19 protein-coding genes are annotated in these 21955 nt (G+C 65.7%); 13 read left to right on the plus strand and 6 right to left on the minus strand.

Annotation, left to right across the window (positions count from 1 at the left end; genetic code table 11):
- Nucleotides 1-68 precede the first annotated feature (68 nt).
- The 3 genes from ACRCSW_RS09675 to ACRCSW_RS09685 all read left to right on the plus strand — a co-directional run bounded on the left by ACRCSW_RS09675 (nt 69) and on the right by ACRCSW_RS09685 (nt 2215).
- On the plus strand, nt 69-230 hold the full coding sequence (locus ACRCSW_RS09675) for a hypothetical protein (RefSeq protein WP_438704598.1): 162 nt from the start codon (nt 69-71) through the stop codon (nt 228-230).
- A 40-nt stretch (nt 231-270) separates the two neighbouring features.
- Entirely contained in the window at nt 271-1062 is a 792-nt protein-coding gene (locus ACRCSW_RS09680; protein WP_438704600.1) for a phytanoyl-CoA dioxygenase family protein, read from the plus strand.
- Nucleotides 1063-1219: 157 nt separating this feature from the next.
- Nucleotides 1220-2215, plus strand: coding sequence for a tellurium resistance protein (locus ACRCSW_RS09685; protein WP_438704602.1), 996 nt, complete (start codon nt 1220-1222; stop codon nt 2213-2215).
- Nucleotides 2216-2428: 213 nt separating this feature from the next.
- Here ACRCSW_RS09685 and ACRCSW_RS09690 read toward each other — a convergent pair whose 3' ends face one another.
- Nucleotides 2429-3127, minus strand: coding sequence for a type 1 glutamine amidotransferase (locus tag ACRCSW_RS09690; RefSeq protein WP_438704604.1), 699 nt, complete (start codon nt 3125-3127; stop codon nt 2429-2431).
- 135 nt (nt 3128-3262) lie between these two features.
- On the opposite strand from ACRCSW_RS09690, the gene guaB reads away from it, so the two are divergent.
- From guaB to ACRCSW_RS09710, 4 genes are all read left to right on the plus strand, one after another.
- Nucleotides 3263-4711 (plus strand): IMP dehydrogenase, encoded by a 1449-nt coding sequence (gene guaB / locus ACRCSW_RS09695; protein ID WP_438704606.1) that lies wholly within the window; start codon nt 3263-3265, stop codon nt 4709-4711.
- Between the two features lie 66 nt (nt 4712-4777).
- Entirely contained in the window at nt 4778-5158 is a 381-nt protein-coding gene (locus tag ACRCSW_RS09700) for a VOC family protein (RefSeq protein ID WP_438704608.1), read from the plus strand.
- A gap of 71 nt (nt 5159-5229) precedes the next feature.
- On the plus strand, nt 5230-6375 hold the full coding sequence (locus ACRCSW_RS09705) for an RsmB/NOP family class I SAM-dependent RNA methyltransferase (protein WP_438704610.1): 1146 nt from the start codon (nt 5230-5232) through the stop codon (nt 6373-6375).
- A gap of 294 nt (nt 6376-6669) precedes the next feature.
- The gene (locus ACRCSW_RS09710) at nt 6670-8553 is read left to right on the plus strand and encodes an ATP-binding protein (protein WP_438704630.1); all 1884 of its coding nucleotides are present in this window, start codon (nt 6670-6672) and stop codon (nt 8551-8553) included.
- Nucleotides 8554-8697: 144 nt separating this feature from the next.
- Here ACRCSW_RS09710 and hemB read toward each other — a convergent pair whose 3' ends face one another.
- Entirely contained in the window at nt 8698-9696 is a 999-nt protein-coding gene (gene hemB / locus ACRCSW_RS09715) for a porphobilinogen synthase (RefSeq protein ID WP_438704612.1), read from the minus strand.
- Nucleotides 9697-9823: 127 nt separating this feature from the next.
- Between hemB and ACRCSW_RS09720 the strand changes: the two genes are divergently transcribed.
- Entirely contained in the window at nt 9824-10342 is a 519-nt protein-coding gene (locus ACRCSW_RS09720; RefSeq protein ID WP_438704632.1) for a component of SufBCD complex, read from the plus strand.
- Between the two features lie 18 nt (nt 10343-10360).
- Nucleotides 10361-13807 carry a transcription-repair coupling factor gene (gene mfd / locus ACRCSW_RS09725; RefSeq protein WP_438704614.1) on the plus strand — a complete coding sequence of 1149 codons (3447 nt, stop codon included), beginning with the start codon at nt 10361-10363 and terminating at the stop codon, nt 13805-13807.
- On the opposite strand, the gene ACRCSW_RS09730 is transcribed toward mfd, so the two are convergent.
- Both ACRCSW_RS09730 and ACRCSW_RS09735 read right to left on the minus strand, forming a co-directional pair.
- The gene (locus tag ACRCSW_RS09730; RefSeq protein WP_438704616.1) at nt 13804-14445 is read right to left on the minus strand and encodes a DsbA family oxidoreductase; all 642 of its coding nucleotides are present in this window, start codon (nt 14443-14445) and stop codon (nt 13804-13806) included. The genes mfd and ACRCSW_RS09730 overlap by 4 nt on opposite strands.
- The gene (locus ACRCSW_RS09735; protein WP_438704618.1) at nt 14442-15944 is read right to left on the minus strand and encodes a class I adenylate-forming enzyme family protein; all 1503 of its coding nucleotides are present in this window, start codon (nt 15942-15944) and stop codon (nt 14442-14444) included. Before ACRCSW_RS09735 ends, ACRCSW_RS09730 begins: the two co-directional genes overlap by 4 nt.
- Nucleotides 15945-16009: 65 nt before the next feature.
- Between ACRCSW_RS09735 and ACRCSW_RS09740 the strand changes: the two genes are divergently transcribed.
- The 3 genes from ACRCSW_RS09740 (at nt 16010) to ACRCSW_RS09750 (ending at nt 18862) form a co-directional block, all read left to right on the plus strand.
- The gene (locus tag ACRCSW_RS09740; protein ID WP_438704634.1) at nt 16010-16633 is read left to right on the plus strand and encodes a helix-turn-helix domain-containing protein; all 624 of its coding nucleotides are present in this window, start codon (nt 16010-16012) and stop codon (nt 16631-16633) included.
- Nucleotides 16634-16712: 79 nt separating this feature from the next.
- Complete coding sequence (locus ACRCSW_RS09745; RefSeq protein ID WP_438704620.1) at nt 16713-17453, plus strand: metallophosphoesterase family protein; 741 nt, start codon at nt 16713-16715, stop codon at nt 17451-17453.
- 2 nt (nt 17454-17455) lie between these two features.
- The gene (locus tag ACRCSW_RS09750) at nt 17456-18862 is read left to right on the plus strand and encodes a protein kinase domain-containing protein (protein ID WP_438704622.1); all 1407 of its coding nucleotides are present in this window, start codon (nt 17456-17458) and stop codon (nt 18860-18862) included.
- A gap of 7 nt (nt 18863-18869) precedes the next feature.
- On the opposite strand, the gene ACRCSW_RS09755 is transcribed toward ACRCSW_RS09750, so the two are convergent.
- Together ACRCSW_RS09755 and ACRCSW_RS09760 are read right to left on the minus strand one after the other, a co-directional pair.
- Nucleotides 18870-18986: an entericidin EcnA/B family protein gene (locus tag ACRCSW_RS09755; protein ID WP_438704624.1), complete on the minus strand. Its 117-nt coding sequence runs from the start codon at nt 18984-18986 to the stop codon at nt 18870-18872.
- Nucleotides 18987-19002: 16 nt separating this feature from the next.
- Nucleotides 19003-20829, minus strand: a complete 1827-nt coding sequence (locus tag ACRCSW_RS09760) for an extracellular solute-binding protein (RefSeq protein ID WP_438704626.1) — start codon at nt 20827-20829, stop codon at nt 19003-19005.
- A gap of 273 nt (nt 20830-21102) precedes the next feature.
- Between ACRCSW_RS09760 and ACRCSW_RS09765 the strand changes: the two genes are divergently transcribed.
- Nucleotides 21103-21876 carry a 3-hydroxybutyrate dehydrogenase gene (locus ACRCSW_RS09765; RefSeq protein WP_438704628.1) on the plus strand — a complete coding sequence of 258 codons (774 nt, stop codon included), beginning with the start codon at nt 21103-21105 and terminating at the stop codon, nt 21874-21876.
- Nucleotides 21877-21955 lie beyond the last annotated feature (79 nt).

Genomic DNA, 21955 nt, shown 5'->3' on the forward strand with positions numbered 1-21955 from the left:
ATGGTTAGTCGGCGAGCTATCACCTTGGATGGGCGTCGGATGCGGCGCGGGCGGCGGGGGTGCATGGGGTGATGCTGACTCGGGCGGCGGAGGCTTTGGCGGCGGAGGGGGTGCGGTGGCTGGACCTTGGGTCGGTGGATACGGAAGCAGCACCAGGGTTGGCGCGGTTCAAGCTTGGGACGGGGGCGGGTTTGCGGCGGCTCGGGGCGACGATGCTGGTCTTGCCCTGAGATGGGCGCCGGGGCAGGGTGGCAGAAAGCGGGGGTGCGGATGGCGACGGTGACGGAGGAGATGGTCGAGACCTACCGGCGCGACGGGGTCGTGCTGGTCAAGGGGCTCTGGGCCGACTGGGTGGAGATGCTGCGGGCGGGGGTGGCGCGGAACATGGCAAGCCCGACGCAGGAGATGCCGACGCTGAAGCCCGGCGAGGCGGGAAGGTTCTTCGACGATTATTGCAACTGGACCCGGATCCCGGAGTTCGCGGCGGTCATCCGGCAGTCGGCGGCGGTCGAGGTGGCGGCGGCGTTGATGGGGTCGGAGCGGGTGCAGCTTTTCCACGACCACGTGCTGGTGAAGGAACCCGCCACGACAAAGCCCACGCCCTGGCATACGGACGGGCCCTACTACTTTGTCGAGGGGCGGCAGGTGGTGAGCTTCTGGTCGCCGCTCGATCCGGTGAAGCAGGCTTCCTTGCGCTGTGTAGCGGGGTCGCATCGCTGGCCGAAGGACGTGCTGCAGACGCGGTGGATGGCGGAGACGAACTTCTATCCGGGCGAGCATGACTATATCCCGGTGCCGGACCCGGAGGCCGAGGGGATGGATATCCGGGAATGGGAGATGGAGCCGGGGGACGCGGTGGCGTTCCATTTCCGGACTCTGCACGGGACGAGGGGCAACCACGCGGCGACCCGGCGGCGGGCGTTTTCCTTGCGGCTGGTGGGGGAGGATGCCCGCTATGTCGAGCGGCCGGGGCCGACATCGCCGCCTTTTCCGGGGCATGGGATGATGCCGGGAGAGCGGTTGAGGGAGGACTGGTTTCCGGTACTGCGGGGCGGGGTGTGAGGATGTGCCCTCGGTGGGCAGATCTTTGGATCGTTCTGAATCAGTGGTTTGCCTGTGGGCATTTACCCGACCTTAAGACTTCGCTGGCCGGGCCTTTCACCTGCGTCGCATTGGACTTGGCGGACCCACGCGGTATGAGAGGGGACGGAGGCCCCGCATGACACCCCCTGACGCCCGCCCGAAGCGCTATCCGCCGCCGGAGTTCCCGCCGCGGAGGCCCGCACTGTTCGCGAAGACCCCTCCGGCGATCTTTCCGCCGATCCTCGGGCTTCTGGGGCTGGCAATCGCGGTGCGGCTGGCGTTGCTTGAGCTTGGGCTTGATGCCGGGCCGGGCGATCTTCTGGCGGGGGTTGCGGTCGCGCTCTGGGTCTTTGCGACGACGGCTTATCTGGGCAAGCTCGCCCGCCGTCCCGGCGTCGTTCTGGACGACCTTCGCGTCTTGCCGGGCCGATCGGGGCTCGCTGCAATGACGATGGGAGGCATGGCCTCGGCCACGTTGATCGCGGCCTATGCCCAGGGGCTGGCGGCGGGTCTGATGCTGGTGGCGCTGGCGGGCCATGCGGTGTTGGCCGGGCTTCTGGTCCGGCTTCTGTGGTCGCTTGAGCCCGCCGGTCGCGCGGTGAACCCGACCTGGCATCTGAGCTTTGTGGGCTTCATCGTCGCAGCACCTGCTGCGGTGGCGCTTGGGTGGAGCGTACTGGCCGAGACGCTGTTCTGGGCGACACTTCCGGTTGCCCTGGGCATCTGGGCGATGAGCGGGCTTCAGGCCCTGCGCCACGTGCCGCCTGCGCCGCTGCGGCCGCTGCTTGCGATCCATGCCGCCCCTGCAGCGCTTTTGGCCACGGTGGCGGCCCTTCTGGGCAGGGCGGAGCTTGCCATGGGGTTTGTGACCGCTGGGGCGGTCTATGCCTTTATGCTTCTGGTCCTGGCCGGCTGGATCGGCGCTGCGGGGGTGACAGCACTTTGGGGCGCTTTCACCTTTCCGCTCGCCGCCCTGGCTGTGGCGATGCTGGTGACGGGCGGGGTCTGGCAGGCTCCGGGTCTGGTGCTGGTTCTGGTTGGGCTGGTCGCGATCCCGGCAATCCTTTGGTGGGTTCTGAAGCGCTGGCCTGGAGGCAAGCTTGCAGCGGTGACGAACGCGGCGGAGGCTTGAAGCACTCTGCGGCGGGGAGCCCCCACCCCCGGCCCCTCCCCACGAGGGGGAGGGGAGGCGCTTGGGGCTGGCGTCAGAGAAAGTGACGGCGGTTTTCAGATTGAGCGCTGACGCGCGAGCCTTTTGTCTCGCCTCTGCGCGCGAAGAGTGCGCGCAACCGGCTCGGGTTGCCTCCGGCGGGGATATTTGGGCAAAGATGAAAGCCTTGGTTGGTCAGCGGATCAGGCCGACCCAGGCGCGGGCGAGGGCGAGGCCGTGGGCATCGGCCTTTTGCCCGAGGGTTGCGGCGAGATCGTCGTGGCGGGAGGCCCAGCCGGGGGCCATCCGATCGGCAGCCTCGGGGAAGAGGCGGAGCCAGTCGGCGACGACAGCGCGGCTGGCTTCGAAGTGGAACTGCGTCCCGTAGGTTGCGCGACCGATGCGGAAGGCCTGGTAGCGGGCAGCGGGGTTGGTGGCGAGGTGGACGGCGCCTTCGGGCAGAGTGAAGGTGTCGGAGTGCCATTGGAAGATCGGGAAGATTTCGGGGAGGACTGAGAGTACCGGATCGGCGCGGCCCTCGTCGGTCAGCTGAACGTCGACCCAGCCGAACTCGGGCGCGGTGCCGAGGTGGTTTTCCGACCCGAAGGCGCGGGCGAGGAGCTGGCTGCCAAGGCAGATGCCGAGGACCGGGCGATCCATGGCGGTGTAGTCCGCCATGAGGCGCGCGAGGTCGGGCAGGTAGGGGTGGATGTGGTCGTCGGTCGCCGACTGCTCGCCGCCGAAGACCACCATCGCGTTGGCATTGACGGTGGCGGGGAGCGGCTGGCCTGACCAGGGTTTGTAGACGTCGATCAGGGCGGCCGCCTCGTGCAGGGCGACGCCCACGAGACCATGGTGGGTGACGGGCATGTTTTCGACGATGGCAACGCGCATATGGGGGTCCTTTGCTCCGCGGCTACTCTGCATGGGGTCGGGGTGGCCCTCAAGAGGCCAGTTTGCCCTTGCGTCCGGGCCTCGGCCATGAAAAGGGGAACCGCCAAACGATGCTTGCTCCCGGAGGGAAATCCCATGGAGATTCGTGAGGCTCTCACCTTTGACGATGTGCTTCTGGTGCCTGCGGCATCGAGCGTTCTGCCGTCGGAAGCCGATACTTCGACCTTTGTCACGCGTGCGATCCGGATGAACATTCCGCTTCTGTCGAGTGCGATGGATACGGTGACCGAGGGGCGGATGGCGATTGCCATGGCGCAGGCGGGGGGGATCGGGGTGATCCACCGGAACCTCGACCCGGAGGCGCAGGCGCGGGAAGTGCGGCGGGTGAAGCGGTTCGAGAGCGGGGTGGTCTATCAGCCGATCACTCTGACGCCCGACCAGACGCTGGCGGATGCGAAGGTGCTGATGGAGCGGTATTCGATCACCGGGTTTCCGGTGGTGGATGAGGTGGGGCGCGTTGTGGGGATCGTCACCAACCGCGACATGCGGTTTGCGTCTGACGACAGGACGCCGGTGCGGGCGATGATGAGTTCCGAGAACCTGGCGGTGCTGCGCGAGCCGGTGGATCGGGCCGAGGCGATCAGCTTGATGAAAGTGCGGCGGATCGAGAAGCTGCTGGTGACGGACGGGCAGGGGAAGCTGACGGGGCTTCTGACGCTGAAGGACACGGAGAAGGCCGTCTTGAACCCGCAGGCCTGCAAGGATGAGCTTGGGCGGCTGCGGGTGGCGGCGGCCTCGACCGTGGGCGATGCGGGGTTCGAGCGGTCTCAGGCGCTGATCGATGCGGGGGTCGATCTGGTGGTGATCGACACGGCGCATGGGCATTCCGAGGGTGTGGCGAAGGCCGTGGAGCGGATCAAGGCTTTGTCGAACGCGGTGCAGGTGGTGGCGGGGAACGTGGCCACGGCCGAGGCGACGCGGGCGCTGATCGGGGCGGGGGCGGATGCGGTGAAGGTGGGGATCGGGCCTGGCTCGATCTGCACGACGCGGATCGTCGCGGGCGTGGGTGTGCCACAGCTGACGGCGATCATGGATGCAGGCCGCGCGGCGGGGGATGTTCCGGTGATCGCGGACGGGGGGATCAAGTTCTCCGGCGATTTCGCAAAGGCGATCGCGGCGGGGGCGTCCTGCGCGATGGTGGGGTCGGCGATTGCGGGGACCGACGAGTCTCCCGGCGAGGTGATCCTGTGGAACGGGCGATCGTTCAAGGCTTACCGGGGGATGGGGTCTTTGGGCGCGATGGCGCGGGGGTCGGCGGACCGGTATTTCCAGAAGGATGCCGCGTCCGACAAGCTGGTGCCGGAGGGGATCGAGGGGCAGGTGCCCTACAAGGGCTCGGCTGCGGCGGTCATTCACCAGATGGTGGGGGGGCTGCGGGCCGCGATGGGGTATACGGGCTGTGCGACGGTGGCCGAGATGCGGACGAAGTGCCAGTTCGTTCGGATCACCGGGGCGGGCTTGAAGGAAAGCCATGTGCATGACGTGCAGATCACACGGGAAAGCCCGAACTACCGGGTGATGTGATGCGGCGCGAATCCGGCAGTGCCGTGGTATGTTCTGTCCGGTCGTATCAGCACGGGAGTGCGGGGCATGGGGATTCCGGAAGAAGCAAAGGCCGTGGGCTTCGTTCTGACGGCGGATATCGGGAAGGCGAAGCCGTTCTACAGCGAGGTTCTGGGCTTGAGGCTGCTCTTCGAGGATGGGTTCGCTGCGGTTTACGATTGCCATGGGATGGTGCTTCGGCTGACGTCGGTCGAGGGGCACAAGGCGCATCCGCATACGGTTCTGGGCTGGCAGGTGCCGGATATCGGGGCGGCGATGGCGGATCTGCGGGCCAGGGGTGTGACGTTCAACGTCTATCCGGGGTTCGGGCAGGATGCGGATGGCGTCTGGACGGCTCCCGGCGGGACGGTCAAGGTATGCTGGTTTGATGATCCCGAGGGCAACGGGCTGAGCCTGACGCAGTCCTGACCGGCAAGGCTGAGAATGCGGAATCTGGAATATCTGTTGTGAGGCAGCGAGTTGCAGAAAAAACTTGAAGCATGACCCCGGCGGCGCGGGCTGCTGCGGCGATTGCGGTGCTGGACCGGGTTCTGGGCGGTGAGGCTGCCGAAAAGGCGCTGACGAACTGGGGGCGGGCGAACCGCTATGCCGGGTCGGGGGACCGGGCGGCCGTGCGGGATCTGGTCTTTGATGCCTTGCGCAAGCGGCGGTCGGCGGCGGTGCTTGGTGGCGGGATGACGGGGCGGGGGCTGATCCTGGGGCTTGCCCGAGAGGCGGGGCAGGAGGCCTGGTTCTCGGGCGAGGGGCATGCGCCAGCGGAGCCGGGGCCGGACGAAAACGGCCGGGAGCCCGATGCCGAGGAGCGGCTGGACCTGCCGGGCTGGCTGATCCCCGAGCTGCGGGAGAGCCTTGGCGATGCGTTCGAGCCGGTGGCGATGGCGCTACGGGAGCGGGCGCCGGTCTTTGTGCGGGTGAACCTGCGGAAAGGCGACCGGGCCAGGGCCGTTGCCGCGCTTGCAGCCGAGGCGATCACCGCTGAGCCGCATCCCCTGGTGGAAACGGCCCTGGAAGTCACCGGGAATGCGCGGAAGCTGCAGACCTCGGAAGCCTATCTGTCGGGTCTGGTCGAGCTTCAGGACGCATCATCGCAGGCGGTGGTTGCGGCGCTGCCGCTGCTGGATGGGATGAAGGTTCTCGACCATTGTGCCGGGGGCGGGGGCAAGACGCTGGCTATGGCGGCGCGGGCGAAGCTTAAGCTTTTCGCGCATGATGCCGCGATGAAGCGGATGGCGGATCTGCCGGTGCGGGCGGACCGCGCGGGTGTCAAGGTCACGCTCACGGACCGGCCCGAGGCTGCAACACCTTTCGATCTGGCGCTGATCGATGCGCCCTGTTCCGGCTCGGGCAGCTGGCGGCGCGACCCGGAGGGGAAATGGCGGCTGACGCCGGAGCGTCTTCACGAGCTGACCGCCACACAAGCCGCCATTCTGGACCGAGTGGCGCCGATGATCCGGGCCGGCGGCTGGCTGGCCTATGTTACCTGTTCCCTCCTGAAGCGCGAAAACGCCGAGCAGATCGCAGGGTTTCTTGACCGCCACTCCGGCTGGACCGTGGAGCGAGAGCTGTCGCTGACACCGCTATCCGGTGGTGACGGGTTCTATCTTGCCCTTGTACTTAGGTCGTAGTCCCAGGGCCACAACCTAGACGCGAACTCCGGACCCAGTTAATCATCCGTTAACCCCTTCCGTCGATGCTCAGCCAGCGCCGGAATGAGGGGACGGGGGAATGGACGGAGGAGAGGGTTGACGGTTTGGGGACATCGGACGCCCTTGGGCAGGGGCGGCCTTCTCACGCTTGCGACCGTGGGATTGGGGCTGGTCCTGCTATCGGTCGTGGCGTTTCCAAGGCCGAAGCTCTTTCTTGCGGTGGACGGCCTTGTCCTTCTGATGCTCGCCGCCGCTCTTGCGGTCTACGCCAGCATGCAGGGCAGGATGGCCGACCGCGAGGATCAGCGCGCTTTCCGGCTGATGGGCAACGATCCCGCCGCCTGCTTCATGACCGACGCCGAAGGTCGCCTTATCCTGCGCAACACGGCGGCCGAGAAGCGCTTTGGCGCGGATGTTCGTTCGCTGCATGACGCGCTGAGTGAGCGGGTGGTGGACCCGGCCGGTCGTCTCATGCGCTTGCAGAGAGGTGCGGAGGCGACGGGTGCTGCCACGGAAGACATCATCGGCCACGCCTCGATCCTGCGGCTGACGGCGCATTACGCGGGCCGCGGGCGCTGGTTCTGGCGGGCGGATGATCTGGCGCTGCCGGACGAGGCCGACATCGCGCGGGCGGACCGGCCAGACCGGGGCCCGCTTGCGGGGGGCAGCACCGATCTGGAGGAGGTGCCGCTTGCGATCATGACGTTCGGACCCGATGGGGTGATGCGGATTGCAAACCACGCGGCGCGGGAGCTGATGTGGAACGGCGAAACCCGTGCCGCCATGTTCCACGATCTTTTCGAGGGGCTGGGCCGACCGGTCTCGGAATGGCTGGCCGATGTCGTGGCCGGGCGCCATCCCGGGGGGGCGGAAGTCCTGCGGGTGCGCAGCAACGATGAAGAACGGTTTCTGCAGGTGACGCTGCGCCGGTATGTCGATGCAGGGAGACCGGCGGCGCTGGCCATTCTGAACGACGCGACGCGGCTGAAGACATTGGAAGCCCAGTTCGTCCAGAGCCAGAAAATGCAGGCAATCGGGCAGCTTGCGGGCGGCATTGCGCATGACTTCAACAACCTTCTCACCGCGATCTCGGGACATTGCGACCTATTGCTGCTGCGTCATGGCCGCGAGGACGTGGAGTTTGCCGATCTTGAGCAGATCCGGCAGAACGCGAACCGCGCGGCCTCGCTGGTGGGTCAGCTCCTGGCGTTTTCACGCAAGCAGACGCTGAACCCCGAGGTTCTGGATCTGGAGGACGTGCTATCCGACCTGACGCATCTTCTGAACCGTCTTCTGGTCGAGCGTGTGGAGATGACGCTTGGCCATCTGGGGCGCGAGGAGAGCAAGCCCCTTGGCCGGATAAGGGCCGACAAGCGGCAGATCGAACAGGTGCTCATGAACCTGGTGGTCAATGCCCGCGACGCCATGCCCGACGGCGGCACGGTCCGGATCGAGACCGAGCCGGTGACCCTGACGGAAGACCTGAAGCGGGACCGGGCGACTGTGCCCGCGGGCGACTATTCGGTGATCCGGGTGATCGACCGGGGCGTCGGCATTCCCGAACTGCAGCTCCGGCAGATCTTTGAGCCCTTCTTCACCACGAAGCGCCTGGGCGAGGGAACGGGCCTTGGCCTTTCAATGGCTTACGGTATCGTAAAGCAGTCCGGTGGCTTCATCTTCGTGGATTCGGCGGTGGGCGAGGGCACGACGTTCTCGCTGTACTTCCCGGTCTTTGAGGGGGCCGACCACCCGCTCCCGGTGGCTGAGCCGAAACGGGTCGCCTCGAAGCAGGGCGAAGGCGTGGTGCTGCTGGTGGAGGACGAGGCTTCGGTCCGGGCCTTCGCAAGCCGGGCGCTCAGCCTGAGGGGCTATACGGTGCTGGAGGCCGCGAATGCGGAAGAGGCGCTGGCAAAGCTTGCGGACAAGTCGCTGCACGTCGATCTTTTCGTGACGGATGTGGTGATGCCGGGGATGGACGGGCCCGCCTGGGTGCGTCGGGCGCATGTGGACCGGCCGAACGTGAAGGTGATCTTCATGTCGGGATATGCGGAGGATGGGTTGGCGGAGGACCAGGCACGGGTGCCGAACTCGGTGTTCCTGCCAAAGCCGTTCTCGCTGAACGAGCTTACGAACACGGTGCAGGGGCTGTTGGGCTAGACCGGGATTGGGTGTGGCGGAAGCGCTCTGCCGATGACGGCTGCCGCTTGGCCTCGCTGCAGCCTCCTCGTTCGACTTCGTCTTCTCGTCGGACCACCTGCGAGGAGTGCACAAGGTGCATCGACGAGCGGTTCCGAATTGCTGCTAGCGGGCCAGAAGCCGGGCGACTTCCGGGGCGAAGTAGGTGAGGATCCCGTCGCAACCGGCACGTTTGAAGGCCACAAGGGTTTCCAGCATGATCTTTTCGCCATCGATCCAGCCGTTTGCAGCCGCGGCCTTGATCATCGCGTATTCGCCCGAGACCTGGTAGGCGAAGGTCGGCGCCCCGAACGCGTCCTTCACCCGGCGGCAGATGTCGAGATAGGCGAGCCCGGGTTTGACCATGACCATGTCGGCGCCTTCGGCAAGATCGCGGGCAACCAGACGCAGCGCCTCGTCGCTGTTGGCCGGGTCCATCTGGTAGGTCCGCTTGTCACCCTTGAGCGCACCCGTCGCGCCCACGGCGTCACGGAATGGCCCGTAGAAGGCCGAGGCGTATTTCGCGGCGTAGCTCATGATCGTCACGTCGCGATGCCCGGCCTCTTCCAGCGCCGCCCGCATCGCGCCGATCCGGCCGTCCATCATGTCCGAGGGGCCCAGGATATCGGCCCCCGCGTCGGCCTGGGCGAGGCTCATCTTCACCAGCGCGACGATGCTTTCGTCGTTCAGGATCACGCCGTCTTCGACAATGCCGTCATGTCCATGGCTGTTGTAGGGGTCAAGCGCCACATCGGTCATCACCGCGATGTCGGGAACCGCGGCCTTGATCGCGCGGATGGCGCGGTTGGTCAGGTTCTCGGGGTTCCAGGCCTCGCGGCAGTCGGCGGTCTTCAGGCTGGGGTCGGTATAGGGGAAGAGGCAGATCGCGGGGATGCCGAGGTCTGCCGCCTGGGCTGCGGCTTCAACAACCAGATCGAGCGACAGCCTGTCGACCCCCGGCATCGAGGCAACCGGGTCGCGGCGCTTCGAGCCGTCGCAGAGGAAAACCGGCCAGATCAGATCGCCCGCCGTAAGCTGCGTCTCTTGCACCAACGCCCTGAGCGCACCCGTCCGCCGGAGACGACGAAACCGGCCGAGCGGGTAGGGCGCCTGGATGGGCTGCATGGCTGGCTCCTTCTGTCCAATTCAAGCAAGGGCTTGCGACTTGCCTAACTGCCTGCCATGGAATGAAAGTGGCCTCAAGCAATCTGTCGCCGAACAAGGCTAGTGAAGGGGAACGGTTAAGTTGGACGTGCTGGATACGGCGCTTGAAGTCATCGACCTGAGGTCGTTTTCAAACCTCTGGTACTGGATTGCACTCGCGGTGCTGTGGTCATCCGTCAGCCATTGGGTGCTGGGCGTGCCGCATGACATGATCCAGCGCGCCAGGAAAGAGGGCGGCCAGGCGCAGCAGGATGTGGAGGATCTGGTCCGGATCAACATCAACCGCCTTTTGCATGTGGTGGACAGCGGCGCGCTGTTTCTGGTTGGGATAGCGGGGTTCTGGCTCTCATCGCTCGCGGTGCTGGCCTTCTACTATGATGTCGAATTTGCGCAGGCCGTGTTCTTCCTCATGGCGCCGATGATGCTGGTCCTCTGGGTCAGCGTGCGCGCGGGGCGCCAGATCGCAGCGGGCGAGAACACCGGAGAGGCGCTCTTTCGCCGACTGACCATCCATCGGCGGGTGGTTCAGGTCATCGGGATGCTTGCCATCGCCGTCACCGCCTTTTACGGAACCTGGCAGAACGTCAGCGCCTCGATCCTTTACTGACCCTATCCACCGGACAGCATGACAGCCGAACGCATCTTGATGGGCGGAGCGCCCGAAGGCTTTGACGCCCGCATGGTTCTGCGCGAGCTTACGCGCGGGCGACCGGTCGTGCATGTCGCGCGGGACGACAAGCGCGCCGAGGCGATGCGGGCGGCGCTGGCGGTCTTTGCGCCGGAGACGGCGGTCCTGGACTTTCCGGCCTGGGATTGCCTGCCCTACGACCGGGTCAGCCCCAACCCCGAGATTTCGGCCCGCCGGATGGCGGCGCTTTCGGCGCTGGCCGATGGGCTTTCGGCACCTTTCGTTCTGGTCACCACGCTGAACGCGGCGACCCAGCGGGTTCCCAGCCGCGACGTCGTGCGCCTTGCGTCGTTTCAGGCCGCGGTCGGGGACCGGGTGGACGAAGAGCGCCTGCGGGGGTTTCTCGCGCGGATGGGGTTCTCGCCGGTCTCGACCGTGGCCGAGCCGGGCGACTATGCGCTTCGCGGTGGCATCGTCGACATCTATCCGCCGGGGCCGGGTGGACCGATCCGGCTGGATTTGTTCGGGGATGTGCTGGATGGGGCGCGGCGGTTCGATCCCGAGACGCAGCGCACGATCGAAAAGCTGAAGCGGGTGGAATTCGCCGCGGTGTCCGAGATCATTCTGGACGAGGCCTCGATCGCGCGGTTCCGGCAGAATTACCGGATCGCTTTCGGCGCGGCGGGTACGGATGATCCGCTCTATGAAGCGATCAGCGCTGGCCGGAAGCATCAGGGGATGGAGCACTGGCTCCCGTTCTTCCATGCCCAGCTGGAAACGCTCTTCGACTATCTGCCCGACGCGAGCGTGTTCCTGGATGATCAGGTGACGGCAGCGCGGTTGTCGCGGTGGGAGGGCATCGAGGACAGCTATGATGCCCGGCATGAAGCGATGGGCGCGAAGGGACGGATGGACACGGTCTATAAGCCGGTGCCTGCGCATGATCTTTATCTGAACGACGCCGACTGGGAGGCTGCGGTTGCATCGCACCGGGTGGCCCAGCTTTCGCCCTTGCCGCAGAGCCCAGGGCCGGGCGTTCTGGATGCGGGCGCACGGGCGGGGCGGAATTTCGCGCCGGAACGCCAGCAGGAAAAGATAAATCTTTTCGGTGCATTGACCGAACATGTTCAGGCGCTTTCCAGCGAACGGCAGGTGGTCGTCGCCAGCTGGTCGGAAGGTGCGCGCGAGCGCCTGAAAGGGCTTCTGGCCGACAACGGACTGACGGGTGCCCGCGAGATCGCCGATCTTCGGGAGGTTCCGGAGGGGAAAGGCGGTCTTTTCCTGGTGGTCTGGCCGCTGGAGGCGGGGTTTGTCGCGCCCGGCCTTGCCGTCATCTCGGAGCAGGACGTGCTGGGCGACCGGCTGGTCGGCAAGCCGCGCCGGAAGCGGAAGGCCGATAACTTCCTGCGCGAGGTCGATACGCTGAGCCCAGGCGATCTGGTGGTGCATGTCGAACATGGTGTGGGCCGGTACCTTGGGATCGACACGATCACCGCTTTGGGCGCACCCCATGCCTGCGTGGCGCTGGAATATGCCGACAATGCAAAGCTTTATCTGCCGGTCGAGAATATCGAGCTTCTAAGCCGCTACGGCCATGAAGAGGGGCTTCTGGACCGGCTAGGCGGCGGAGCGTGGCAGGCGAAGAAGGCGAAGCTCAAGGAACGGATCAAGGAGATCGCGGACCGCCTGATGCGGATCGCGGCCGAACGGGCGCTGCGCCATGCGCCGATCCTGGAGGCGCCGCATTCGATCTGGGAGGCATTTGCGGCGCGGTTCCCCTATCAGGAGACGGACGACCAGCTGGCCGCGATTGCCGACGTGGTGGCGGACCTGGAAAAGGGCTCGCCCATGGACCGGCTGATCGTCGGCGACGTAGGCTTCGGCAAGACCGAGGTCGCGATGCGCGCGGCCTTTGTCGCGGCCCTGGCGGGGATGCAGGTGGCGGTGGTCTGCCCGACAACGCTGCTGGCGCGGCAGCACTATCGCAGTTTTGCCGAGCGATTTAGGGGATTTCCGATATCCGTCAGACCGTTGTCGCGCTTTGTTTCAGCGAAGGATGCCAACGCGACCCGCTCGGCGATGGCTGAGGGGTCGGTCGACATCGTCGTCGGCACCCATGCGCTGCTGGCCAAGGGGGTAAGCTTCAAGAAGCTTGGCCTGCTGATCATCGATGAAGAGCAGCACTTTGGCGTGGCCCACAAGGAGCGGCTGAAGGAAATGCGGTCGGAGGTGCACGTCCTGACCCTGACTGCGACGCCCATTCCGCGCACCTTGCAGCTGAGCCTCGCGGGGGTGCGGGATCTGTCGATCATTGCCACGCCGCCGGTCGACCGGCTGGCGATCCGCACCTATGTCAGCGAGTTCGACACGATCACGATCCGTGAGGCGATTTTGCGCGAACGTTATCGCGGGGGGCAGACCTTCTATGTCGTCCCGCGCATCGCCGATCTGCCGGAGATCGAGGATTTCCTGAAGACCCATGTGCCGGAAGCCAGCTACGTGATTGCGCACGGGCAGCTTGCGGCGGGCGATCTGGATGACCGGATGAACCAGTTCTACGACGGCAAGCATGACCTGTTGCTCGCGACCTCGATTGTCGAAAGCGGGCTCGATATCCCGACTGCGAATACGATGATCGTCCACCGGGCCGACATGTTCGGTCTGGCGCAGCTTTATCAGATCCGGGGCCGGGTGGGCCGGTCGAAGACGCGGGCGTATTGCTACCTCACGACGAAACCGCGCGCGCCGCTGACGCCACAGGCGACCAAGCGGCTGCGGCTGCTGGGGAGCCTCGACAGCTTGGGCGCGGGGTTCAATCTGGCCTCGCACGATCTGGATTTGCGCGGGGCGGGGAACCTGCTCGGTGAAGAGCAGTCGGGGCATATCAGAGAGGTCGGATATGAGCTTTACCAGCAGATGCTGGAAGAGACGATTGCCCGGATAAAGTCGGGAGAGCTGCAGGGTTTGTCAACGATTTCAGACGATTGGAGCCCACAGTTGAACCTTGGGGTTCCGGTGATGATCCCCGAAAGCTACATCCCCGATCTGGATGTGCGGCTTGGCCTTTACCGGCGTCTGTCGGGCCTTGGGACGAAGGTGGAGCTGGAGGGCTTCGCTGCCGAGCTGATCGACCGGTTCGGGGCGCTGCCGAAGGAAGTGAACACGCTGATGCTGATCGTGCGCATCAAGGCGATGTGCAAGCGGGCGGGGATTTCAAAGCTGGATGCAGGGCCGAAGGGGGCGACGGTCAGTTTCCACAACGACAAGTTCGCGAACCCGGGGGGGCTGGTCGATTTCCTGAAAGCGCAAGGGGCGGCGGCGCGGGTGAACGGCAACAGGATCGTGCTGACGGGCGAGATGAAGACGGAAGCGGACCGGATCAAGGGTGCGTTCAACATCGCCCGCGACCTCGCCGAAGTGGTGAAGGCCGCCCGGAAGGGCTAGGCCTCGGGCTTCAGGGCCGCGAGTTCGGCAATCACATTGGCCCAGACATCAGGCGGTTGCGCGCCCGCGACGACATATTGCTGCGCGATGAGGAAAGTGGGGACGGCGGTCACCCCCTTGCGGCGGGCATCTTCGTCGCGGGCCCGGATATCGTCGGCGTCGGCGTCCGAGTGGAGGAGGCGCAGGGTCGCCTTGGCGTCCATCCCGGCCTCTCCGGCGATGGTAGCGAGGGTTTCCGCATCGCCGATGTCGCGCCCGTCGGTCCAGTAGCCGCGCATCAGGCGATCGACGACGTCGGCCTGGCGGCCCTCGATCCCGGCCCAGTGGATCAGACGGTGGGCATTAAGCGTGTTCGGCATCTTGGCGGGCTTGTCGGGGTCCAAGTCCACTCCCGCCGCGCGGGCGACCTCGCGCAGGCGTTCGTGGATGGCATCGACCCGCGCCTTGCCGTTGAACTTCTGCTCAAGGTAGGCGCGCTTCTGCACTCCTTCGCGCGGCATGTCGGGGTTGAGCTGGAACGGATGCCACTGGACCCCGAACGGGTGGCCGGGGTTGTCGACAAGCGCCCGGTCGAGGTTTGCCTTGCCGACATAGCACCAGGGGCAGACGGGGTCGGAGAAGATGTCGAGGCGGATCATGTTTCGTCCTTCCTATAGTGCGCCGTCAGAGCGCGGCGGACAATCTTGCCGGTGCCGGTGCGGGGCAGGGTGCTAAGGCGCTGGTAGTGCCGCGGTTGCTTCCAGCGGGCAAGGGCGATTTCGGCTGTTTGGTGCAGATGGGCGGGGTCCAGGGGGCAAGACGCCTCATAGAAGAGGGCGATGATCCTGGTGCCTGGGGCAACTTCGACCTCGGTGGCCGCGCAGGCGGTGAGGTAGGGGATGTCGTGGAAGGCCGCTTCCACTTCGGCCGGAGAAACGCGGAATCCGCCCGCGTTCACCAGGTCGTCTTTGCGGCCGAGGTGGGTGACTGCTCCGTCTTCGGCCATCGTGGCGGCGTCGCCGGTTCGGAACCAGAGGCCTTCTGGCGTCGGATGGCCGACGTATCCCCGCATGAGGCCGGGGTCGGCGGTTGAAACGGCCAGCTCGCCTTCCGTGCCGCGCGGGACGGGCTGGTCGTCGGGGCCAAGGATCGCGATATTGCGGCCGGGCTGGACGTAGCCTGCGGCGCCAAGGGGGGCGGGGCGGGTGGGGTTGCCGGAGATATAGGTCGACACCTCGGACATGCCGAGCGCTTCGTGAAGGTCGGTGCGGGTGATGCGTTGCCAGTCCTGCCGGAGTGCGGCGGGCAGGGTTTCTCCCGCCGAGAGGCCGTGGCGAAGGTGCGGAGTGGCGGGGAAGGGTGCGCGGAGCATCTGGCGGAACAGGCCGGGGGCGGCGGCGAAGATCGTGGCTTTGGAGCGTTCCATGAGTGGGGGCAGGGCCGCGGGTGGGGTGCCTGCGGCGGGCACGAGGGCGGTGGCTCCGAGCGTCCAGGGGTCGAGAAGGCCGGTGCCGAGCGTGTAGGTCCAGTTGAGCGCGCCGGCATGGAGGAGGCGGTCGTCTGGACCAAGACCCTCCCATGCCTGGTGCATCGGGGCACGGGCCAGGATCGCACGATGGGCGTGGGCCACGGCCATGGGCGTGCCTGATGTACCCGAGGTGAAGACGACGTAGGCCTCGCGATGCGGGTCGCCGAGGTGGAGGGCGGCGGGGGTAGTGCGTGCCCAGGCGTTGAGGTCTGGTGCAATCAACGGGGTATCGCTGGCAGGGAGGGCGATGTCCGGCTCGGCCACGATCAGCTTGGGCGAGACCAGGGCGGAGAGCTTGGTGATCTCTCCTTCGGTGAGGGCGGCGGAGGTTGGCACGGGCACCAGCCCGGCCCAGATGGCGCTGAGGTAGAGGATGGGGAAGGCGAGGCCATTGCCGAGCCGCATGAGCACCCGGTCGCCGGGTTCAAGGCCGAGGCCCAGAAGGACGCTGGCGCAGCCTTCGGTCAGGCGGAGAAGATCGGTGTAGGCGAGGGTTTCGTCATCCTGCGCGCCGAGCAGGACCAGCGCGGGTTTGTTGGCAAGCTCCGCCGCCCGTGCCAGCAAGTGCCCGGCGAGGTTGAAGGCCGGGGGCGGGGCGGGGAAGGGGCGGGTGTCGACTTCGGACAGCATCGCTGATGCGTAGAAAGCCCGCGCGGCTGTTGCAAGGCCGGATCGGCTCCACTATCGGGGTGGGCATGAAGGTGACCGATCCGAAAAGCATGATCCGCGTCGCGCGTGAGGCCGGGGGTGAGGCGCATGTCGAGCCCCTGAACCTCGGCGAGCGGGTGCGAGAGTTGCGCCGGAGCCGGGGCTGGACGCTGGAAGAGGCGGCGGTCCGGGCGGGTCTGGCGCGATCCACCCTGTCGAAGATCGAGAACGGGCAGATGAGCCCGACTTATGAGGCGCTGAAGAAGCTCGCCGGGGGGCTGTCAATCTCGGTGCCGCAGCTTTTCACGCCGCCGTCAAAGGCCCAGGTGAACGGACGGATGGCGGTGACGAAGGGGGGCGAGGGCCAGGCGCAGGCGACGGCGACCTATGAGCACGAGCTTTTGGCCGGAAGCCTCACGAAAAAGCAGATGCTGCCCTACCGCGCCACGATCCGGGCGCGGAGCTTCGAGGAGTTCGACGGCTGGGTGCGCCATGACGGCGAGGAGTTCCTTTACGTCCTGACCGGCGTCATCCGGCTTTACACCGAGTTCTACGAGCCGGTGGAACTGCGCCGGGGCGACAGCGTCTATTACGACGCGGCGATGGGGCACAATGTGGTCAGCCTCTCGGACGAGGACGCGACGATCCTTTGGGTGACCTCGCTGGTCTGACGCCCCTTGATCTGCCTCATGGCCTTGGCTTCGATGCCTCGCTAGTCTTTTGCGGAACACGGCCCGGGGGAGGGGCTGGATGAGGGTAGCAGTCCTGACGGACATCCACGCCAATCGCGAGGCGTTTGAGGCGGTCCTGGCCGACCTTGAGGGCCATGGTATCGATCGGATCGCTCTCCTTGGAGACATCGTGGGTTATGGGGGCGACCCCGAGTGGTGCTGCGAAAAGGCGGCGGAGCTGGTGGAGGCCGGAGCGGTCTGCGTGCGCGGCAACCATGACAGCGCGGCGATCGGGGGGCCGGAGGCGATGTCGAAGTTCGCCCGAAGCGCGATGGACTGGACGCGGACGCGGCTTGGGGACGCGCATCGGGCTTTTCTTGCAGCACTCCCCCTGCAGGTCGAGGACGGCGAGCTTCTCTTCGTCCATGCGTCGGCCAACGAACCGGGGGCCTGGAGCTACATCACCTCGGACACCCGTGCCACGCCGTCGTTCCGGGCGTCGACAGCGCGGATCATCCTTTGCGGACATGTGCATGTGCCGCTGCTGGCCAGTTGCGACATTGGCGGGGTGGTCCGGGAGCAGGCGTTCCGCCAGGGCCTGCCGATCCCGCTTCTGCGAAGCCGGCGGTGGCTTGCGGTCGTGGGGTCGGTCGGTCAACCGCGCGACGGGGTGCCCAAGGCGGCCTGGGCGCTGGTCGATACCGGGCGGAACGAGCTGACCTTCCGTCGCACGCCCTATGACGTGGCCAAGGCTGCCGGTCGGATACGTGCGGCAGGCCTGCCCGAGGAACTTGCGATCCGGCTTCTGATAGGGACGTGACCATGCAGATACGTCCGCATACCGGGCTTCAGATCGACGGCTTCACTTTGGGCGAGAAGCTCCACACAGGGGGCTTTGCGACGATCTGGGAGGTGACGCACCCCGATCACCAGTTGCCGATGGTCATGAAGGTCCCGACGATCCTGGACGGCTATGACGCCCCGACGATCGTGGGCTTCGAGGTCGAGCAGATGATCATGCCGCGGCTTTCGGGGCCCCATGTCCCGAAGGTCATCGGGACCGGGGATTTCGACGTGATGCCCTACATCGTGACCGAGAAGATCGATGGCGGCAGTTTACTTGCGGTCTTCCAGAAGGCTCCTTTGCCGCTGTCGGACGTGGTCGAGATCGCCGCGCGGATGGTGCAGGCGGTGGCGGACCTGCATCGCCAGCATGTCATCCATCTGGACCTGAAGCCCGAGAACTTCCTGCAAAGAAAGACTGGCGAGATGGTGATGGTCGACTTTGGCCTTAGCCGTCACGATCAGCTGCCGGACCTTCTGGCCGAGGAATTCACCATTCCGATGGGGACCTATCCCTATATCGCGCCCGAGCAGTACCTGCGGTGCCGCGACGACCCGCGGTCAGACCTTTTCGCGCTTGGCGCCATGCTTTACGCGCTGGCGACGGGCCGGAACCCCTGGGGCACGCCTGAGACGCTGCGCGGGGTGCGCAAACGGCTTTGGCGCGATCCTGTGCCGCCGCGCGCGATCCGGCCCGAGATTCCTGAATGGCTGCAGGAGATCATCCTGCGGGCCTTGGCAGTCGATCCGATGCGGCGCTACCAGTCGGCGGCGCAGATGGGCTTCGACCTTGGCCATCCGCAGCAGGTGACGCTGACCGCCCGTGCGCACAAGCTGAAGCGGGACGGCTGGCTTCAGGTCTTCGACCGCTGGCGGGTGAACCGGAAGATCAGGCGCTTCACCGTGCCGGATTCGGTGGCGGGGCAGCTGGCATCGGTCCCGGTCATCGTCGTGGCGGTTGACCTGTCGCCCGAGGGCGAGCGGCTGGCGGAAGCCCTGCGCCGCGCGGTGAAGCGGATGTTGCTGATCGAGCCGGACGCGCGGATCGCCTGCGTGAACGTGATCAAGACCGCGCGGATCGGGATCGACCAGGGCACGGACGATCAGGGCAACAACCTTCACGTGATGCGGCTGGTTCAGCTGAAAGGCTGGGCCGAGGGGATCGAGCTTCCGGACCATCGCCTGACCTATTCGGTGCTGGAAGGGCCCGATCCTGGGCAGGCGATCATCGACTATGCGACGGCGAACGAGGTCGACCATATCCTGATGGGCGCGCGCGGCCATTCGACCACGCGGCGCTATCTGGGGTCGGTCTCGGCGCAGGTTGTGGCCGAGGCGAACTGCTCGGTCACCGTGATCCGGGTTCCGGAACGGCGGGAGGACTGACGGGCGGTCAGAGCATCTGTTCGACCGTCTCGGCCCCGGCCGAAATATCCTCACCGACGCCGCCGATGGTGTTGCACCCGGCAAGGGTCGCAAGCACGGCGGCAAATAGGACCAGTTTCTTCATGCTCTCTGCCTCGTTTCTAGTTTGCCTCGTACCACCAGGTGTCCGGCAGGAAGCCCGTCCAGTCACCATAAAGCGGTATCTTTTCGGGATACTTGAGATCGGCCGAGTATGCCAAGCGGGAAACGTCGGAATACCAGATCGGGATGACATAGCGCCCCGAGGTGAGCACCCGGTCAAGCGCGCGCGTCGCGGCGGTGAACTCGTCCGTGTCGGGCGCCTTCAGCATGGCTGCGATCATCGCTTCCAGGGCGGGCGAGTTGGCGCCCATCCAGTTCCGTGTCCCCGGCTCGGTCACGCCCGCAGCACCCCAGTACAGAAGCTGCTCGTTCCCCGGCGACAGGGTCAAAGACCGGATGTAGTGGGTCATGTCGAAGTCGTAGGCGCTTGTGCGTTCCTTGTACTGGGCATCGTCGATCTTGTTCAGCGTCGCGGTGATGCCAAGCGGCTTCAGCTCTTCGATGAACATTTCGACGACCGAGGCCATTTCGTCCTGGCCGGTCACCAGCAGGATTTCAAAGGCAAAGGGTTCGCCCTGGGCGTTCTTCAGAACCCCGTCCTCGCCCACAGTCCAGCCCGCCTCTTCCAGCAAAGCCGCCGCCTTGCGCAGGTTGGCGCGGTTGGTCTGGCTGCCGTCCGACACCGGAAGTGCGTAGCCTTCGATCGTGCCCGGGGGAAGCTCGGCCTTGAAGGGCTCCAGAAGCGCCAGCTCGCGGCCCTCGGCGGGCTTGCCGGGTTCCATGCCAAGGAACGAGTTGCCGAAATAGGACGGAATCCGGGGCGGAAGGCCCCCGTTCAGCGTCTTGTTGATGAATTCAAAGTTGAAAGCCAGGATCAGCGCTTCGCGGACCCTCCAGTCGGCGAACATGGGCTTGCGGGTGTTGAAGACCAGCCCTTCGATCCCCGAGGGGCGGCCATGCGGAATCTCGGCCTTGATCACATCGCCCGACTGGACCGCCGGGAAGTTATAGGACGACAGCCACTTCGAGACGTTGGCCTCGCGGTAGGCAGACACTTGTCCTGCCTTGAACGCCTCGAAGATCGCCTGCGGGTTGGCGTAGTAGTCGTAGCGGATTTCGTCGAAGTTCCAGAGGCCGCGGTTGAAGGGCAGGTCCTTTCCCCACCAGTCGGGGTTGCGCTTGTAGCTGACGAAGACGCCGGTTTCCGACTTGTCGAGCACGTAGGGCCCCGATCCGATGGGAGCCTCCAGCGTGGCTTCGGCGAAGTCCTTCCCCTCCCACTGGGCTTTCTTCAGGATCGGGCGGAGGCCCAGGATCAAGGGTAGCTCGCGGTCGTCGACGTTGAAAGTGAAGCGTACGCTGCGCTCACCCGTCTTCTCCATCGTCGCGATCTTTTTCCAGGCCGCGTGGTAGCGCGGGTTGCCGATGTCGACCGTCCCGAGGGTCTCCATCGACCACATTACATCTTCGACGGTGACCGGGCTTCCGTCCGAGAACCGGGCTTCGGGGCGCAGGGTGAACTCGACGTAAGTCCGCCCAGAATCAGTATCAATCGATTCGGCCAGAAGTCCGTAAAGCGAGAACGGCTCGTCGTAACTCCGGCCCATCAGCGTCTCAACCGTGAGGGTCGAAATCCCGATCGCCGGGCGCCCTTTGGCCACGAAGGGATTGAAGCTGTCGAAGCTGCCCGGCTCACCCCAGCGGTAGGTCCCGCCCTTGGGTGCATCGGGGTTGACCTGGGGCAGGGACACAAAATCCGGGGGGAGTGCGGGGTCGCCATACATAGCTATGCCGTGCTGCGGTTCGGCAAGGGCCATGCCCGCACCGACCGAAAGGAGAGCCGCCAGCCCCAGCTTGCGCAAAGCCCCGTAGCGTTCCGTGATCATCGACCTTTGCCCCCCGTCCTCTCTGGTTGTGTTGGCCAGAGACTAGGACGGTCATCGTGGCAATTCAAACTTTTAGCTTGGCCATCGGCGGACTCAGGATTATACAGAGCTTACTGCTCGATAGGTTTCTTGCCTGTATGAAACCTGCCTCAATGACTGAACGCCGGCCTTGTGCCGGCGTTTTTTTCTTTTGTGGCTCGGGGGCTCATCTTTGCTTCCGGATGCTGCATTGCCATGTCAGTATTGTGCAATTGCAGCATCAGGGAGGCCACCATGTCGCTGGCAGGCAAGCGCGCGATCATCACGGGATCAAATTCAGGCATCGGGCTTGGCGTGGCCGAAGCTTTGGCCGCCGCCGGGGCGGAAGTGATTCTGAACAGCTTCACCGACCGGCCCGAGGACCATGATCTTGCACGCGATCTGGGCGCGAGGCACGGGGTCGCCGCCCGCTACATCGCGGCCGACATGTCCAAGGGTCCCGAATGCCGGGCGCTGGTCGAAAAGGCGGGGGGCTGCGATATCCTGGTGAACAACGCGGGCATCCAGCACGTCGAGCCGATCGAGAGCTTCCCGGTCGAGAAGTGGGATGCGATTCTGGCGATCAACCTCAGTTCGGCGTTTCATACCATCGCCGCCGCCTTGCCGGGGATGCGCGCCAAGGGCTGGGGCCGGATCGTCGACATCGCTTCTGCCCATGCGTTGACTGCCAGCCCGTACAAATCGGCCTATGTCGCATCGAAACATGCCGTCGTGGGCCTGACCAAGGTGGTGGCGCTGGAAACCGCGGGGCAGGGGATCACGGCGAATGCGATCTGTCCGGGATATGTGCTGACTCCGTTGGTAGAGGCGCAGATCCCGGAACAGATGAAGGTGCACAAGATGACGCGCGAGACGGTGATCCGCGAGGTGATGCTTGAACGTCAGCCCTCACGCGAGTTTGCGACGGTCGAACAGATTGGGGGCACGACGGTCTTTCTGTGCAGTCCGGCGGCCGACCAGATAACCGGCACGACGATATCGGTCGACGGCGGGTGGACGGCGCTATGACCTGGCGTGTCAATCTGGCGCTGCAGGGGGGCGGGGCGCATGGCGCGTTCACCTGGGGGGTGCTGGACCGGCTGCTGCA

It is taken from the genome of Tabrizicola sp., assembly GCF_051645465.1.
In the GTDB taxonomy this organism is placed as follows: domain Bacteria; phylum Pseudomonadota; class Alphaproteobacteria; order Rhodobacterales; family Rhodobacteraceae; genus Tabrizicola.

Coding starts and splice junctions, on each gene's coding strand:
- ACRCSW_RS09680 (WP_438704600.1), top strand. CDS start 271: ATGGCGACGGTGACGGAGGAGATGGTCGAGACCTACCGGCGCGACGGG.
- ACRCSW_RS09685 (WP_438704602.1), top strand. CDS start 1,220: ATGACACCCCCTGACGCCCGCCCGAAGCGCTATCCGCCGCCGGAGTTC.
- ACRCSW_RS09690 (WP_438704604.1), bottom strand. CDS start 3,127: ATGCGCGTTGCCATCGTCGAAAACATGCCCGTCACCCACCATGGTCTC.
- guaB (WP_438704606.1), top strand. CDS start 3,263: ATGGAGATTCGTGAGGCTCTCACCTTTGACGATGTGCTTCTGGTGCCT.
- ACRCSW_RS09700 (WP_438704608.1), top strand. CDS start 4,778: ATGGGGATTCCGGAAGAAGCAAAGGCCGTGGGCTTCGTTCTGACGGCG.
- ACRCSW_RS09705 (WP_438704610.1), top strand. CDS start 5,230: ATGACCCCGGCGGCGCGGGCTGCTGCGGCGATTGCGGTGCTGGACCGG.
- ACRCSW_RS09710 (WP_438704630.1), top strand. CDS start 6,670: ATGCAGGGCAGGATGGCCGACCGCGAGGATCAGCGCGCTTTCCGGCTG.
- hemB (WP_438704612.1), bottom strand. CDS start 9,696: ATGCAGCCCATCCAGGCGCCCTACCCGCTCGGCCGGTTTCGTCGTCTC.
- mfd (WP_438704614.1), top strand. CDS start 10,361: ATGACAGCCGAACGCATCTTGATGGGCGGAGCGCCCGAAGGCTTTGAC.
- ACRCSW_RS09730 (WP_438704616.1), bottom strand. CDS start 14,445: ATGATCCGCCTCGACATCTTCTCCGACCCCGTCTGCCCCTGGTGCTAT.
- ACRCSW_RS09735 (WP_438704618.1), bottom strand. CDS start 15,944: ATGCTGTCCGAAGTCGACACCCGCCCCTTCCCCGCCCCGCCCCCGGCC.
- ACRCSW_RS09740 (WP_438704634.1), top strand. CDS start 16,010: ATGAAGGTGACCGATCCGAAAAGCATGATCCGCGTCGCGCGTGAGGCC.
- ACRCSW_RS09745 (WP_438704620.1), top strand. CDS start 16,713: ATGAGGGTAGCAGTCCTGACGGACATCCACGCCAATCGCGAGGCGTTT.
- ACRCSW_RS09750 (WP_438704622.1), top strand. CDS start 17,456: ATGCAGATACGTCCGCATACCGGGCTTCAGATCGACGGCTTCACTTTG.
- ACRCSW_RS09755 (WP_438704624.1), bottom strand. CDS start 18,986: ATGAAGAAACTGGTCCTATTTGCCGCCGTGCTTGCGACCCTTGCCGGG.
- ACRCSW_RS09760 (WP_438704626.1), bottom strand. CDS start 20,829: ATGATCACGGAACGCTACGGGGCTTTGCGCAAGCTGGGGCTGGCGGCT.
- ACRCSW_RS09765 (WP_438704628.1), top strand. CDS start 21,103: ATGTCGCTGGCAGGCAAGCGCGCGATCATCACGGGATCAAATTCAGGC.